Origin of the sequence: Barnesiella sp., from assembly GCF_022723415.1 — a bacterium.
Lineage (GTDB): Bacteria > Bacteroidota > Bacteroidia > Bacteroidales > Barnesiellaceae > Barnesiella > Barnesiella intestinihominis.
Map to the genome: position 1 here is coordinate 1 of NZ_JAIJHU010000003.1, position 15,197 is coordinate 15,197.

The following is a 15,197-nucleotide window of genomic DNA, read 5'->3' on the forward strand; positions in this document are numbered from 1 at the left end:
GCCTTCCCAATCGTCATAATCAGTGGCTTTCAGTATTCTCGGAACCTTTTTTGGAGTTCACAGCAGCGGGACTGTTCGGGATTCACACCCGATTCCCTTTTCATTCTACACCCTGACCGGGGCTTTGAAACCAATGCGTTGCAAAGGTAACATAAATTATCGACTCCTTTCTATTTTTTATTAAAAATATTCCAAACCAAACATACAATCCAATCGTTACTTCAAAAAAATAGAAATTTATTTTATCCGAAAAATAATGTGTACAAATTTGTATTAATCATAAATTTTACCGAATATTGTGAACATATTCGTTGAAGATAATACGCATGGAGGAAAACAAGATTTTGAAAAACAATAGTATCCCTCTGAAAATCTGGCGATTTTATATGGAAGGATTTCGAAACATGACCTTAGGTAAAACTCTTTGGGCAATTATCCTCATCAAGTTGTTCATCATGTTTTTTATCTTGCGGTTATTCTTTTTCCCCAATATCTTGCAACAGAAATACGATACCGACGAGGAGAGAGCCAACCAAGTCATCGAGAATCTCATTACTCCGAATAATCCTAAAAATCAACAATCATAAGTAACCATGAACGATCTTTTTTCCCTTGTAGATTGGTCGAGAGCACAATTCGCACTCACCGCCATTTACCACTGGCTATTTGTTCCCCTTACATTGGGACTGGGAGTAATCGTGGGTATAATGGAAACCATTTATTACCGTACCGGCGACGAACGGTGGAAAACGATTACCAAGTATTGGATGACCCTTTTCGGAGTCAATTTTGCAATCGGAGTAGCAACGGGTATTATCCTCGAATTTCAGTTCGGTACGAACTGGTCGAATTATAGCTGGTTCGTAGGCGATATTTTCGGAGCTCCCCTTGCCATAGAAGGAATTATGGCCTTTTTTATGGAAGCGACTTTCATCGCAGTCATGTTTTTCGGCTGGAACAAAGTCAGCAAAAGATTCCATTTGGCCTCTACATGGCTCACGGCAATAGGCGCTACCATATCGGCTCTTTGGATATTGGTGGCCAATTCATGGATGCAATACCCTGTGGGTATGAAATTCGACCCGGAAACTGCACGAAATGTCATGGACGATTTCTGGGCACTGGTACTCTCACCCGTCGCTGTCAACAAATTTTTCCATGCCGTCTCGTCCGGCTGGGTATTGGGCGGTATATTCGTAGTGGGGGTAAGCGCTTGGTATCTGATTAAAAACCGGGAGAATTTCTTAGCCCGTAACAGCATTCGTGTGGGAGCATGGGTAGGATTGATAGGCACGCTCGTCGTAGCCTACACGGGCGACGGGTCCGCTTATCAGGTCGCAGACAAGCAGCCTATGAAACTGGCGGCTATGGAAGGAGTTTACAACGGTAAAAACGGACAAGAACTCATCGCTTTCGGGATACTCAATCCCGACAAGAAATACGACAACGACGAGAAAGAATTTCTTTTCGACATACCCATACCCAAACTGTTATCCATCTTGGCAACCCGGGAAATCGACGGATTCGTTCCCGGAATCAACGATATTATTAACGGAGGTTACGTCGACAAAAATCTGAAAGGAGAGGAAATCATCGCTCTTTCCGCCCAAGAAAAGATGGAGCGAGGCCGTTTAGCCATCGCAGCTCTCGCCGACTTCAACACCGCCAGAAAGGACAACGACACAGAGGCCATGAACGAAGCCAAAGCAAGGTTAGAGGCAAACTATGAATATTTCGGTTACGGATATATCGACTCGGTAGAACAGCTCATTCCACATGTGCCGTTCGTATTCTATTCGTTCCACATCATGATTATTTTAGGAGGCTATTTCCTCTTGTTCTTTATTTTCATTTTGGTGTTATCCTATAAAGAGAAATTGCAAAAGTTGAAATGGGTGCTATGGATTGCCGTTCTAACGATTCCTCTCGGATATGTCTGCTTGGAGTCAGGCTGGATCGTAGCGGAAATGGGACGCCAACCGTGGGTGATACAAGATATCATGCCTACCTTCGCAGCGATCTCTAACATCGAAGTGGCCTCGGTGCAAACGACATTCTGGATGTTTGCCGTACTGTTCACCGTACTGTTGATCGCCGAAGTAGGCATCATGTTGAAACAAATAAAAAAAGGAACCGAACAAAAATAAAAAACTATGGAACTGAATGAATTATTTTACCAGAACTACTGGTGGTTTCTTATATCGCTGTTAGGTGCGTTATTGGTATTCCTGTTGTTCGTACAAGGCGGTCAATCCCTATTGGCAGTCATGGGTAAAACCGAAACCGAGAAAAGCATGATGGTGAACTCCTTAGGCCGCAAATGGGAATTTACATTCACCACCCTCGTCGTATTCGGAGGAGCGTTCTTCGCCTCGTTTCCTCTATTTTATTCGACTAGTTTCGGCGGAGCCTATTGGTTATGGATGGCCATACTGTTCAGCTTTATCATACAAGCCGTATCATACGAATACCGTTCAAAGAGCGGGAATTTCCTCGGGAAAAAGACCTACGACACCTTTCTTTTAATCAATGGTATCGTCGGTCCCGTATTATTAGGTATAGCCGTAGGCTCGTTTTTCACAGGATCGGACTTTATCGTCGACAAAGGGAACTTGACAACCATAGGCTCTCCGGTTATCAGCAGTTGGACAAACGATTGGCACGGGCTGGAAGCTATTCTCGATGTCCGTAATCTCTTGCTCGGATTTACTGTTCTATTTCTTGCCCGTACGCAAGGAGCCTTATATTTCATGAACAATATCAAGAACGACAGCATTTTCGAGAAATCCCGGAAACAAGTATTATTCAACGGCGTTTTATTCGTTATTCTCTTCCTGTCGTTCGTTACAGCGACTCTGTTGGCCGACGGCTATGAAGTAGCTACCGATTCGGGTATTATCGCCGTTCGTCCCTACAAATATTTCTTCAATTTCGTGGAAATGCCGTGGGTTGCCATTCTGTTTTTGGCAGGAGTCGTTTTGGTGTTATACGCCCTTATCCGTTCCGTATTCGGTCAACACTTCACAAAAGGAATCTGGTTTTCGGGTATAGGAACGATCTTAGTAGTTCTCAGTCTGTTTTTCATTGCCGGATATAACCATACGGCTTATTATCCCTCGTCCGTAGACATGCAAAGTTCACTGACGATTTACAATAGTTCTTCCAGCCTGTTCACCTTGAAAACCATGAGTATAGTATCGTTACTTATCCCATTTGTTCTCGCCTATATCGTTTACGTCTGGCGAGCTATGGATGCCAAGCCTATCACTGCCCAAGAAATGGAAAGCAACGAACACAAATATTGACACTTGCGTATTCGCAGAAAAGAGCTTACTTTTGTTCTTAAAGTAAGCTCTTTTTTTATGGACGATACCTACCTCACCATATCGCGCACATCGGAAGGAATTTATAAAGAAAAGATGAGTAAATTCCTTGCATTCGCCATACCGGTTTCATCGGTGGAAGACGTCAAAAAGCAACTCGAAAAATATCAAAAGGAGTATTACGATGCTCGTCATGTCTGCTGGGCATATATGCTAGGGCCCCAACGAACCGATTTTCGCTCGAACGATAACGGAGAACCTTCGGGAACGGCCGGAAAACCTATCCTCGGACAAATCAATTCGGCGGGACTAACCGATATTCTCATTGTCGTCGTCCGATACTTCGGTGGAATAAAATTAGGCACGAGCGGACTAATCGTCGCCTATCGCGAAGCCGCCTCCGAAGCCATTGCCGCAAACGAAATAATCGAACGGCAAGTCGAAGACGAGGTACATTTCGGATTCGAATACCCTCTGATGAACGAAGTTATGCGTATCGTCAAGGAAGAAGGACCCACCATCGTATCTCAAATATTCGATATGGATTGCGAGATGACCCTACGCATACGCCGTTCGCTGATGGACAATTTAAAAAAACGTTTATCCAAAGTAGACGGAGTTCATTTTATAAATGAAGAATAAACAAATATGACAGAAAAAGAGAAAATGGAAAAGGGGGAATTGTATGATGCCGCAATCCCCGAACTAATCGAACAATTGCTATCTACCCGAGATAAAATTTTTGAACTCAATCATCTGAGGCCCTCTCAATTAGAAGAAAGAGAAAAACTCATTCGGGAAATCATTGGTACTACACCCGAAAAATTCATAATCATATCGCCTTTCTTTTGCGACTATGGGCATAACATTCACTTGGGCAAAAATTTCTTTGCCAACTACAATTGCGTTATGCTCGACGAGGCTCCCATCACCATAGGCGACAACGTGTTCATCGCCCCCAACGTGAGCTTCTATACGGCAGGTCACCCCTCCGATGTCGAGCGACGAAACGAATGGCTCGAATACGCATGGCCTATTACGGTCGGGAATAACGTATGGATCTGCGGAGGAGTTACCATCACTCCGGGTGTAACCATAGGAGACAATAGTATCATTGCTGCCGGGAGTGTCGTCACAAACGATATTCCGTCCAACGTCATCGCCGGAGGAAATCCTTGTCGGGTTATACGCACCATAACCGAGAAAGACAAGCTCCGGTCATTCAGTTGGGAAGAAAAAAAAGCCAAAAAACAAGTTAAACCCGCATGACGGAAACTCATTCGTCTTGCCCCTCGTACCGATTATTATCGCTCCACTTTAATTGAAACGAAGGACGGAGCGATAATATCCACGGCTGGTCAGTTTCAAAATCGAAATCCGTCCTATTCATATAAATAGGACAAGGAATATCGAGCTTGTCTTTCATTTCCGTATCGGGGAATAATTTATATGGAATCGAACGCCGTTCCAATTTATCGAGAAACGAGTAGTTCCGGGTATACAGCTTCGCCTCTCCCGGCGAAGACTCCATCTTTTCCAACACATAATCTATCGTTTCCTTATACACGATATTCTTGACCGCTAAGCCAGACAAACAGATAAAAATGTCGGCAGAAAGCAATGAAAGAATCAGTATATGCAATCCACGGGAGAAACGGGTTTTCAACCCGAACCGTTCGGCATAAAACAGCATAACGAACGGGAATAGATAGAAAAAGGCGACATATCGAGCCCACCACCCCGACGGAAGAATAACCAATGAGACGAGCAACCCGACAAGAACCGACAGATACCAACGCATACGACGAATATGCCCCGTACAAACGAACAAAACGATAGACAACAAAATCGCTTCGAAAAAGAATATACCGAATCCTCCGATTCGAACATCAGATGCGACCGATGATAATATGTCGATTTTAGAAATCCCGAACACATGCATGTCTTCGGACAGCATATCGTCGGAAGGATTAGAAGCCACCGATATTAAAGCCGCCTCGGCATTAGATTTCCCTCGTATCGCCGGCAATACTTGACAATCCATAATATCGACTTTACCATTCCCCGAAAGAGGATAAACAGGAGAACCGTGCTCTTTCCAATTAGTCAGATAGGGATTGTATGCACCAACACCAATCCCTAACAAAACAACGACCGCACATACCGCAGTCAATCGAAAGGAATGTTTATAACGGCTCTTTCTCAACAATGCAAAGAAACAGATTCCTCCCCACAACACGACCCAAAAGAAAATATTGAATTTTATCGCCGGAATAAAGAACAATAACAATAAATCGATATGCAAAGTCCTTTGTATCCCTTTCACAAAAAAGAGATACATGTTAATAAGGAAAATAACCAAAAGCGTATAAAGGGTCCAATCTATATAATAGGTACACATCTGATTAATCACGACCGGATTGAGAGCAACCACCAAAGCAATCCATATGCGTAAATATTTATTCATCGTCGGCAAACAATAACATAAGAATAAATAGATATATACTATGGAAGAAAATACGAACCATAAATTCAATGCTTTACCGGCATCCAGATTCCCCATACAGGAAACAATCGTAGCTGCGATTGTTTCTATTCCTCTTGGATAATGCTCTACCCATAAAACAGTATATCCATCGATAGGAGTAAGGCTGCACGCAAAAGAATAGATCGGATTCCACCCGTTCACCAACTCCCGAATCGTACAAGCATGATACCATTGACCGTCGAACGACCGATCGTAAATACAAGCGGATAACCCAAGAGTAACCGACAGTACGACAAGCACGGCAACAGTCGTGGTCCACCTCACGCATCCCCGGATTCTCCTATCGGAACACTCCCATAAAACCGATATACATACAGCAATCGGAAAAATAAAACTATTTATTTGCAAACCTACCCATAAAGATAGCACGGCCAGCACATAACTGACCAAAGGTATCGCAATCAAGAGCCGGGCGAAAGACTCCATCGAAGCGGTTTTATCCGTTGAAAAACAGTGAAAGAATTTCATCTTTATGGATTCTGGCAATCGGTCATAAAATTTGTTTTATTTCAGAAAGGGAAGTAGCGGTATAATCGGGTCGGGCTCCGGGAATAACGAGATTATCCCTGTTAAAATAAATAGTCTTCCAGCCGGCATTCATGGCTCCCAATATATCGGCATCGTAATTATCGCCGACAATCAATGTTTCCGAAGCCTCTGCCCCCACAATCTGCAAAGCATAGTCGAACAAACGCCGGTCGGGTTTGGTAATACCTATTTCATCGGAAAGAATCAATCGTTTGAAATAATGAGAAATACCACCCGACTCCAATTTACGGGATTGAACCTCGGCAAAACCGTTGCTCAATATATACAAGGGATAGCCTCTTTCCGTAAGATAATCCAACAATTCGACCGCTCCCGGAACCAATGTATTCTGCTGGGACAATACATCGAGGTAGCGATCGTTCAAGGCCATGATAAACTCCTTATCCTCGGACATTTTACTACCTGCATGCCGAAGCGGACGAGAAAACCGCTCGACTATCAAATAATCTTTCGTTATCCGATTGTGATGATACAACTCCCACAATTCGTGATTCGTCGCCATATACAACGACTTGAATCGGTCATAATCGGGAATCTCTTTTTTCAATGCAAACTCATCGTAAACTTGCCGCAAAGACAACACGGAATTTGCCTTGAAATCCCATATTGTATCGTCCAAATCGATAAATAGAACCTTACATAGCAATTCAGACATACGTTTATTATTTGGCACAAAGATAACGCAAACAAAAGCCGAAACAAAAAAATTTGTTTCGGCTCACAAAATTTATTTTCACACCTCTATACACAGATATTCAAACTCTTCACATGAATCGATATTTTCATACGGTATCACATTCAGTCTTTCTCTACAATAGCCAATCCATTCCCGACAGCTCTGGGAGAACCATCGGAAGGACGATTACGAACAATAAACGAAGCCTTCGCCTTTTCATCTTCGTCCCGCAAAACCATTGTCGAGGAACCTCCCCCGTCATAATTCACGGCATCATAGCTACCTATTCCCCACATAAAATCGGCCAATTCGTAAATATCCAAACCCTCGGCATAATTCGTTCGCCGGCCATCTACCACCACGACGTACAACGTTTGTTTGTCTTCCGACAGTCCTATTGCCGTACGGGGGTGTGTATCGCACAAATATGTACCTATACTGCTGATCCCGTCATTAAATACACCTCGTTTAATCAAACAGCCCAAACCGCCCAATGCTTGATAAATATCGGCTTTATGTTTGATAACATTGCTGGCAATATCGATATCCACCTTTCCGTCTTTTGTCATATAGACCGTAAATTCATGATTGGGATCTTGCCACCAATCGCTCAACGGATATCCGTCTTTCCAAAAAAGATGTTTCGGTTTAATTAAAGTCGTTTCACCTTTCGAGTCTTTTTCATACACCCAAAAACCACCGTTCACGGCAACATGCACCCGGCGTCCCGAATTTTCGAGATACTTCGTCTGTTCGGGAATCGTATTGACTTTTGTCGGCATGGTATTCACTTCACCGAACGGTGTAGTCGTCGCAATAGTCAATTTATTCACGTCGACTTCCGCCACATAAGCATGCTGGCGAGCCTTAGCCGTATGAAAATCAATCTCGGAAAATACCAATCCCGGATACCGCTCCTCTGTCGTCACCCGGTTTACTTTCACCACCAAATCGGTACGACTCAATATTTTCTTCACCAAGACCGAAGTCGTATCGGTCGTAACCGGGAACGAAGGGGTATTATCACCCTCTTTCGAAGGTTCGTCTTTCGATCCGCAAGCTACAAAACCGAATATCAAACCTATCAATAAAAGTTTGCTCCAATAATCTCTGCCTAACTTTATCATAATATACTTCAATTAATTATTTTTCAACACTTTGGTAAATTCTATACCACCCGACCTATCGTTGGTTTCCACCATATAAACACCGGCTGGCAAAATCGACACATCGACAGGGCGACCCGAAACCGCCTCTCCTTTCATTTGCAAACTCCCCGACAGATTATATATTGTATATCCAACTGTAAAACTATCAGAAATAACATAAAGGTTATCTTCCGAAACAAAAACTCTTATCGAATTCTGTTGTACATTAGGTTCCATGCCCGACTCTCCGGTATATTCATAAGCACCTATCATAGAGCCGGTCGTATTGCGTATTACGCCTCTCCCATCGACAGCCAGATTATCCGTATAAACTCCATTATCGTTTATGTCGATATAGAAAGTAGATTCCCTCAGAGCAGCAACACTCAATACATTCAGGTTATTATTTCCGCATGCAACGGACTTCACTTTTACAGTAGGTGCAAATCCCCCATTATCGGATAACAGCAAGGATAATTTTCCATCGACGATTTCACTATCCAACACTTTCTGCAAATCCTGTACACAACGGTCATAATTGCGACATACCATATCGGTAGATTTTGCCGTAATATTCATTCTATCTGCTCCACCATACAAATTATATGTAGAGTTTTGCAAGGAGGCCGACTCGCCCAAATAGACTTCCCCCGCAGTGGCAGCCGAAGAAAAATTACCGGCGATTATGTTATTTACCAATCTCACCTTTCCCGAAATCACATGTACGGCAGAACCGTTGAAATTGACCGAAGGAACGCCGCTCGTCGTATAACACGAATCGGTATTGCCGACAATCGTATTATTCACCAAATTCAAACTTCCCGACCCCGACTTAAAATAAATAGCGCTACCTCCATTGGTTTTATCGGAAAGCGAACTGCTTTTCGCAGTCAACCGATTATTGACGAATGTATTATTGACAAATGTACTTACCATATACTCCGACTCGCCCATCTGCGTATAAACCCCGTTCCGACTACTGACATTATCGGCTATCGTATTCCCCGACAACAAGGAAAAAATCACACCGTCCGAATATCCCGAACTACCCTGTGTCGCTCGATTCTGCACGAAATAGGAATCAGATATATGCGACCGCCAACCCGGAGAAGCCAAATAAAATGCTCCACCCTGAGAACCGGATTGATTTCGAGCAAACATCGTCCGATTTATATTCAAATTTCCCCCGGAATATATAGCACCTCCATACGCCAAAGCATAATTATCACACAACTCCACATCTTTCAAAATGAGGTCTATTCCTTTCGAATAAATAGCGGCTCCGCTATTGAAGCCTGTCACATCGGCATATCCCCCGGTCAACTTCAAACCGTCGAGTTCCACAAAACAAGAATCGGCAACGGTCATTATATGATAGACATTATCCTCCGCGCCCGATGCAATACGACCCGACTCATCGGTCACATCGTTCCGGTTCAAATCTCCCGATAATTCCGTTTTCCCGACTACCGAAGAGAAACTCTCGTCATATCCGCCATGAATACGAACGCTCTTATACACGTTTACCGTCGCTTGCCGACCTGCATGCGACGATGTTTCCACCGGATAGAAAACACCTCCTGTCATAAAAATAGTATCGTGTTTCGAAGCGACATCGATAGCCTCCTGCAAATTATTGAACGGGGCGTTTTTCGAACCATCGGGAACAGCCGACGGAGTCGTGCTCACATACCACTTGCCCCGCTCCAAATTATCTTTAAATGTGCAAGTAATCAAAATGGGTAAATGATCGGAAGGCGTAATTCCTCTCCCGAAGTCTTCTGTAATCGTCTCGTAAGAAAGCACATTCACCCGATCGCAAAACACATAGTCTATGGGCTCTCCACCCGTAACGGCAGGATTCCACTGTGCAAACGTAGTACCCGGTCCAACCGGAGCCGTCTGCGTCACCTTGCGACTATCGTCTAAATAAGCGTTGAATGTGTTATACATCGCTTTCTCCGCATAATAGGCATTGAAGTCACCCACGATAATAGCGGGATAACCGTCTGCTATTTCCTGCATTTTCTGCACATTGATCCGCGCCCCTTCGGCACGTGCAAGTACGCCCTTATGGTCGAGGTGCGTGGAGAAATAGAAAAATACATCGCCGGTCGTCTTGTCCTGTAATTTCACCCACACGGTATTCCGGCGTACCGCCGTATCCCACGACAAATCCGGAGCCGCAGGGTTCGATGTCAAGAAATATTGACCCTTATCCAGCAAAGTAAACTTCCCGGCCTTGTATACGATAGTCGTATGCGTACCGCTCGTCTCGGAAATCGCTCCCCAAGAATGAGTCGCATAATCGTCGCCCAACAATTCCTCCAATTGAGGCAACATCTTGATGCTATTCTCTTGCAAGCCCACCACATCGAAATCATGCTCCACAATATTTCTAACCACATATTCTTTCCGCACATTCCAATCTTTATCTCCCGTATCGGCCGCATTCTCCCCTCGGATATTATACGACCCCATTCTATACACAGGCGAAGCCGAAAGCCCGGCTATCATGCCAAAGAATACCACCGATAATAAAAATCTGCTTTTCATATTCAAAATAACTATCTGTTTATCCATATTTTTTGCGAGAACACTTTGCCTTCGGTCACTATCCTCACTATATACATACCTATTCCCGGAGCCGATATATGATTGCTGTTTTCGGTCAAAGAGATCAAACACCCCGAAACATTATACAACTCGACCCGATCAACCGCCTTACCCAGCAATATCGTCCGCCCCAATACAGACAAATCCAAAGACTTACCTTCTATCGTCTGAACGTCCAAAGCATTTTCATTATAATAATTATAAACCAATTCCACGGCCGGAATATCTATCCGATAATTTTGCCCCAACGTATTTATATCCATACCCAATGTAAAATGCGAGAGCACCAATGGATAATTCGCTATATCGAAAACATCGCCCAAAACATCGGGGAAAGCTATATCGCATATATTCTCTTTATTCGCTTCGGGAATCGGTAAATCGACTGCGACTGTCTTTTTCGACGGAAGTTTCAATGTACAAGAAAACGTCTTAACCTTCACTTCTCCCGGATTTATATGAATCCGTAATGTATCGGGCAGACTATACAGAGGAATATCCCCTGCCAAAGAAATCGTTTTCGCCGAAGTACTGTTATATAAAAACGATATTTGTAACCCCTCTTTCTCGGAATTAGTTACCGACGTATTTTTAAACCCGGCCGAGGTTGTGAAAGAAACTTTCAGCCAATCGGGAGTTCCGTCATTTATATTCAATACATGTTTCGAGGGCTCCTGCACTTTCACTTTCAGAGTATCCGACACTCCTGATATAGAGCCACATATCTCGGCCATTCCGTTTTGCAAGCCTTTCAAAACACCATTCTCCACAAAAGCTACATGCTCGTCCGAACTGCTCCACGAAAGCGCACTCGGATTAAGAGGCACTACCTCGCCGGTACTTTTCGTCATCGACACTTCCACCGGATACTCATAATGACAATCGCTCACAACCGAATCCAATCTGAAAACGATATTATCTATATCCTCTTTCACCACGACCTCCATTTCACAAGTATATCCGGCCGGTGTACGAGCATAAATTTTACCCAAACCTATACCGTCGGCAACAAAAGTCTTACCATCGGCTTTTACATATCCTATCCGTTCGTCACAAGTAATCGTATAATTAGACACTTCCGTATTTATCAACAGTCCATAGGCATTATACCCGTAAACAGTCGGACTATATTCCTCTCCTTTGGATATGACATGCGGAGGTGTCGCAAAATCTATTCCCCCGACAAACGAAGATGCAGGTGCTGTGGAAACCACGAATACACCATCGCCGACCTTACGCTGCACACCTTTCGAACTGGGATAGTTCCTTACCCCCAACATACTGGTATACAATGTGCTCGAACCTCCTCCATCTAAATTCAGTGCTTCATCGGCTCCGGCATATCGCATCAAGTCGGCTAATTCCCGGGTACGAACGCCTCGCGAAATTTCGGTACGACCATCGCAGACCAACATAATCAATTTCTTCTTATCCTTACTGTACCCAATTGAAGTACGGGGATGCCACTCTATGGCATCAGCTCGCTCCCCTTCCGTATTCAATACCTCCCCGTTTCCCAATATCTTGGGATTACCGGTAGTCAGATGCTCCACCATAACGGTCTCGCCATCAAACGACATCGGTAAATTCACCTCTACTTCGTCCCCATCATTCAAACTTTGAATAAAAGGCCCTGCCAAGCCTTTTCCGCTAATTACGTACCCACCGTCGGGAATCACCATATTGGTTCCTCTCGCCCATGCACCTTTCACGGTCATCTTACAAGGCTTCCCGGGAACTAAGCGTTCTCCTGCTTTCGGCATCAATGCGACCTCATAATACATCGGGAAAGAACTGCCTGTCACCTGCGTCACTTGCCCCGGCATTTTATCGGTATAGAGAATAATTTTATTGTTTCCGGCATTAACATTTACTCCCGATATTGCATATGAATCGGTAGCCGTAGTAATCGTCCCGGCAAAATCGACCGAAACATTGCTAAGGTACGGTACTTTATCGGACGTAATTCCAAAATGACGGCATATCGCCGATGTAGATGTCCTATAAATTTCACCTTCGGCGACCGACGCATGATGCGGCCTACCGACAATACTGGTTTTTCCGTCGTTCGCAGTCCCCGACATCGCAAAAAAACCACCGTTGATTCCCGCAAAATAAAGACTTTCGCCCTCCACACTATGACTTTCCGCCATCTGTGTAACAGTTTGAGCACCGGCTAAATGATCCGTAGCGCACACTGTTCTTATATCCACATAAGGATCGGTAAGATCTACCGTCAAATAAAAAACCGTCAATGTCGTATCGGGCCCCGTCAATAACAACGAAGTCTGCGTAGTCCCGGGACCTATTTTAGCATGAAATGTAGTATCTACCCGATAGTCCGTATTCCAAACTTTCCACGTAACGGAAGCGTATGAATTGCATACCGTTAACCATAAAACCAGCCATAAATAAATTTTCAATTTCATAGTACGACATCAAACTTATTATTAAGAAAAAAGGTAATGAGAATGTGAAAATATGCTGCCGGAAAGAACTCCGGCAGCATACCAGATGAAAAAACTACTTAATTGAGATGTTATTTAATCACTTTGAATGCCTGTCCACCCACAGTCATAATATAAACTCCCTTAGCAGCAGAGGACAAATCGATTACTTCATTAGCCGGTACAACTTTCACGACATTACCGCTCAAATTGTAAACCGTCACGTCGGTATCTGCCCCATTCACTTGGAATATACCGTTACCCAACGTGCTTACCGAAACCTTGCTAACATTCGTCAAGCCTGTAATACCCGATGTAGCATCACCGTCATAAGCTCCCACACAAGTAGTAGCAGCGCGTTTGTAACCGCGTTGATCGACGGTCAAATCGATATTCTCCGGCAAACTCCATTCGGTTTTTAAAGCGTTCAGTTCATCGAGAGTCAAACTCGACATACGGGTAGCCGGAACCAGCGTTTGTGTATTTCCCCCATTATCACCGAAAGTAGTCTCTCCGAATACATCGGCATAGGTATATGTTTCCTTGTCGTTGCCACTCAGATACAAAAGTGATGTCGCTTGAATTTCGGGAGTTTGCGTACGATCCCTCGGAGTAGCCCAAGTGGTACAATACCATGCCGTACCCGAAATATTATAACCGCCACTGTTCCATGTGCCCGGACGAGTAGCACTATTACGGCTCAATAATATAGCAGGATTAGAAGGTGCGGATTCGCCTAAAACAGCATTCACAATATAATTATTCGCCATATAATTGTATCCGCCATAGCTCATTACCCCCAAACCGCGACCTACATCCTTTGTAGTATTGTTATTACCAGCAACCGTACGAGCTTCTTGTTCAGCGGTATAATCTTTATTAGCAATTGTATTGGAAATCATATACATCGTCGTTCCGGGATAGCCCATTACAACACCGAATCCTTCGGTATAGTTATCGGCAACCAAACTGTTCACCAAATAGAGGCGGACACGCTCGTCACTGCTACCCAAAAAGATCGCCGATCCGCGAAGTTTATTGGTATAAGCCGGTTTACCGTCTTCACCACATTCAGATTCAGGATAATAGTCGGTCGTAAAATAATTATCGGTAAACTGACAGCGTTGAACCACGGCTTGCGTCAAATATTCATCTCCTGCATAAGTCGAGCTTGTAAACAATCCTAAGGCAGTACCCTTCTCACTAGAAAAGTTTTCTGAAAAGACACAATCAGAGACATTTGCATCAGAAGCAATAAGTGTCAAACCAGATGTTCCGATAAAGGCGGCTCCATTTTGAATAAAGTTACACCATTGCATATCCAAATCGGTATTGAATACCATCACCGCCCCTTTATAATTACTGGCGCTATCGTAGTTGCGGAAAGCGTGTTTGAATGTGAATCCTTTTACGGTAATATTCAATCTCGTTTTCGTATCCACCCCGTCTATTTCCTCACGTCTCTGCATATACCACAAGTGAGTACGGTTACCGGGAACAGCTGCTACATCGCTCTCGATAGCCCCTGAAATGACAGTTTCATAAGGAGAAGGATACGTAATATCTGTATTCGTACCCGTACTGACAGGGTCAAAACCGCCCAAAAGAGTCACACTTCGATTAATAGCTAAATATTTGTCGAAATCGGGAGAGGACAATTTATACACTCCACCGGCAAAACAAAAGACATCGCCATCGGCGAAATTCCCTTGTTCCATATTCTCGGCAAAATAGTCATAACTAATCGCTTGTTCCCACGACGAACCGTCCGTGTCGTCAGAACCGTCAACTTTTATAAAATACGTCGTGGCAAACGCACTGGGTGCTGTCGCCAACATAAACCCTGCAACAAGCAGGCAAGAAGTCAATTTTCTTTTCATAACTACTTTT

General features: G+C 43.9%; 11 protein-coding genes and 1 riboswitch. Of the genes, 5 read left to right on the plus strand and 6 right to left on the minus strand.

What is annotated here, in order from left to right; all coding sequences use genetic code 11:
- A riboswitch (cobalamin riboswitch) is annotated at positions 1-150 on the minus strand. This riboswitch is flagged as partial in the annotation.
- 176 nt (positions 151-326) lie between these two features.
- From QVD32_RS01125 to QVD32_RS01145, 5 genes are read left to right on the plus strand one after another with little or no spacing between them, the layout of a single operon-like run.
- The gene (locus QVD32_RS01125; RefSeq protein WP_021891865.1) at positions 327-587 is read left to right on the plus strand and encodes a DUF4492 domain-containing protein; all 261 of its coding nucleotides are present in this window, start codon (positions 327-329) and stop codon (positions 585-587) included.
- 6 nt (positions 588-593) lie between these two features.
- Positions 594-2,147: a cytochrome ubiquinol oxidase subunit I gene (locus QVD32_RS01130; RefSeq protein WP_021891866.1), complete on the plus strand. Its 1,554-nt coding sequence runs from the start codon at positions 594-596 to the stop codon at positions 2,145-2,147.
- A 6-nt stretch (positions 2,148-2,153) separates the two neighbouring features.
- Entirely contained in the window at positions 2,154-3,305 is a 1,152-nt protein-coding gene (gene cydB / locus QVD32_RS01135; protein ID WP_021891867.1) for a cytochrome d ubiquinol oxidase subunit II, read from the plus strand.
- Positions 3,306-3,362: 57 nt separating this feature from the next.
- Positions 3,363-3,965, plus strand: a complete 603-nt coding sequence (locus QVD32_RS01140) for an IMPACT family protein (RefSeq protein ID WP_008861398.1) — start codon at positions 3,363-3,365, stop codon at positions 3,963-3,965.
- Positions 3,966-3,971: 6 nt separating this feature from the next.
- On the plus strand, positions 3,972-4,592 hold the full coding sequence (locus tag QVD32_RS01145; RefSeq protein ID WP_021891868.1) for a sugar O-acetyltransferase: 621 nt from the start codon (positions 3,972-3,974) through the stop codon (positions 4,590-4,592).
- A 7-nt stretch (positions 4,593-4,599) separates the two neighbouring features.
- On the opposite strand, the gene QVD32_RS01150 is transcribed toward QVD32_RS01145, so the two are convergent.
- The 6 genes from QVD32_RS01150 to QVD32_RS01175 form a co-directional block, all read right to left on the minus strand.
- Entirely contained in the window at positions 4,600-6,297 is a 1,698-nt protein-coding gene (locus tag QVD32_RS01150) for a hypothetical protein (protein WP_287710021.1), read from the minus strand.
- A gap of 64 nt (positions 6,298-6,361) precedes the next feature.
- Entirely contained in the window at positions 6,362-7,075 is a 714-nt protein-coding gene (locus tag QVD32_RS01155; RefSeq protein WP_021891870.1) for a YjjG family noncanonical pyrimidine nucleotidase, read from the minus strand.
- A 143-nt stretch (positions 7,076-7,218) separates the two neighbouring features.
- Positions 7,219-8,223, minus strand: coding sequence for a phosphodiester glycosidase family protein (locus QVD32_RS01160; RefSeq protein WP_021891871.1), 1,005 nt, complete (start codon positions 8,221-8,223; stop codon positions 7,219-7,221).
- Positions 8,224-8,235: 12 nt separating this feature from the next.
- Entirely contained in the window at positions 8,236-10,827 is a 2,592-nt protein-coding gene (locus QVD32_RS01165; RefSeq protein ID WP_021891872.1) for an endonuclease/exonuclease/phosphatase family protein, read from the minus strand.
- A complete protein-coding gene (locus QVD32_RS01170; RefSeq protein WP_118687393.1) occupies positions 10,812-13,289 on the minus strand; it encodes a phosphodiester glycosidase family protein in 2,478 nt (825 codons plus the stop codon). The genes QVD32_RS01165 and QVD32_RS01170 overlap by 16 nt, the downstream gene beginning before the upstream one ends.
- A gap of 110 nt (positions 13,290-13,399) precedes the next feature.
- Positions 13,400-15,187, minus strand: a complete 1,788-nt coding sequence (locus QVD32_RS01175) for a T9SS type A sorting domain-containing protein (protein ID WP_021891875.1) — start codon at positions 15,185-15,187, stop codon at positions 13,400-13,402.
- Positions 15,188-15,197 lie beyond the last annotated feature (10 nt).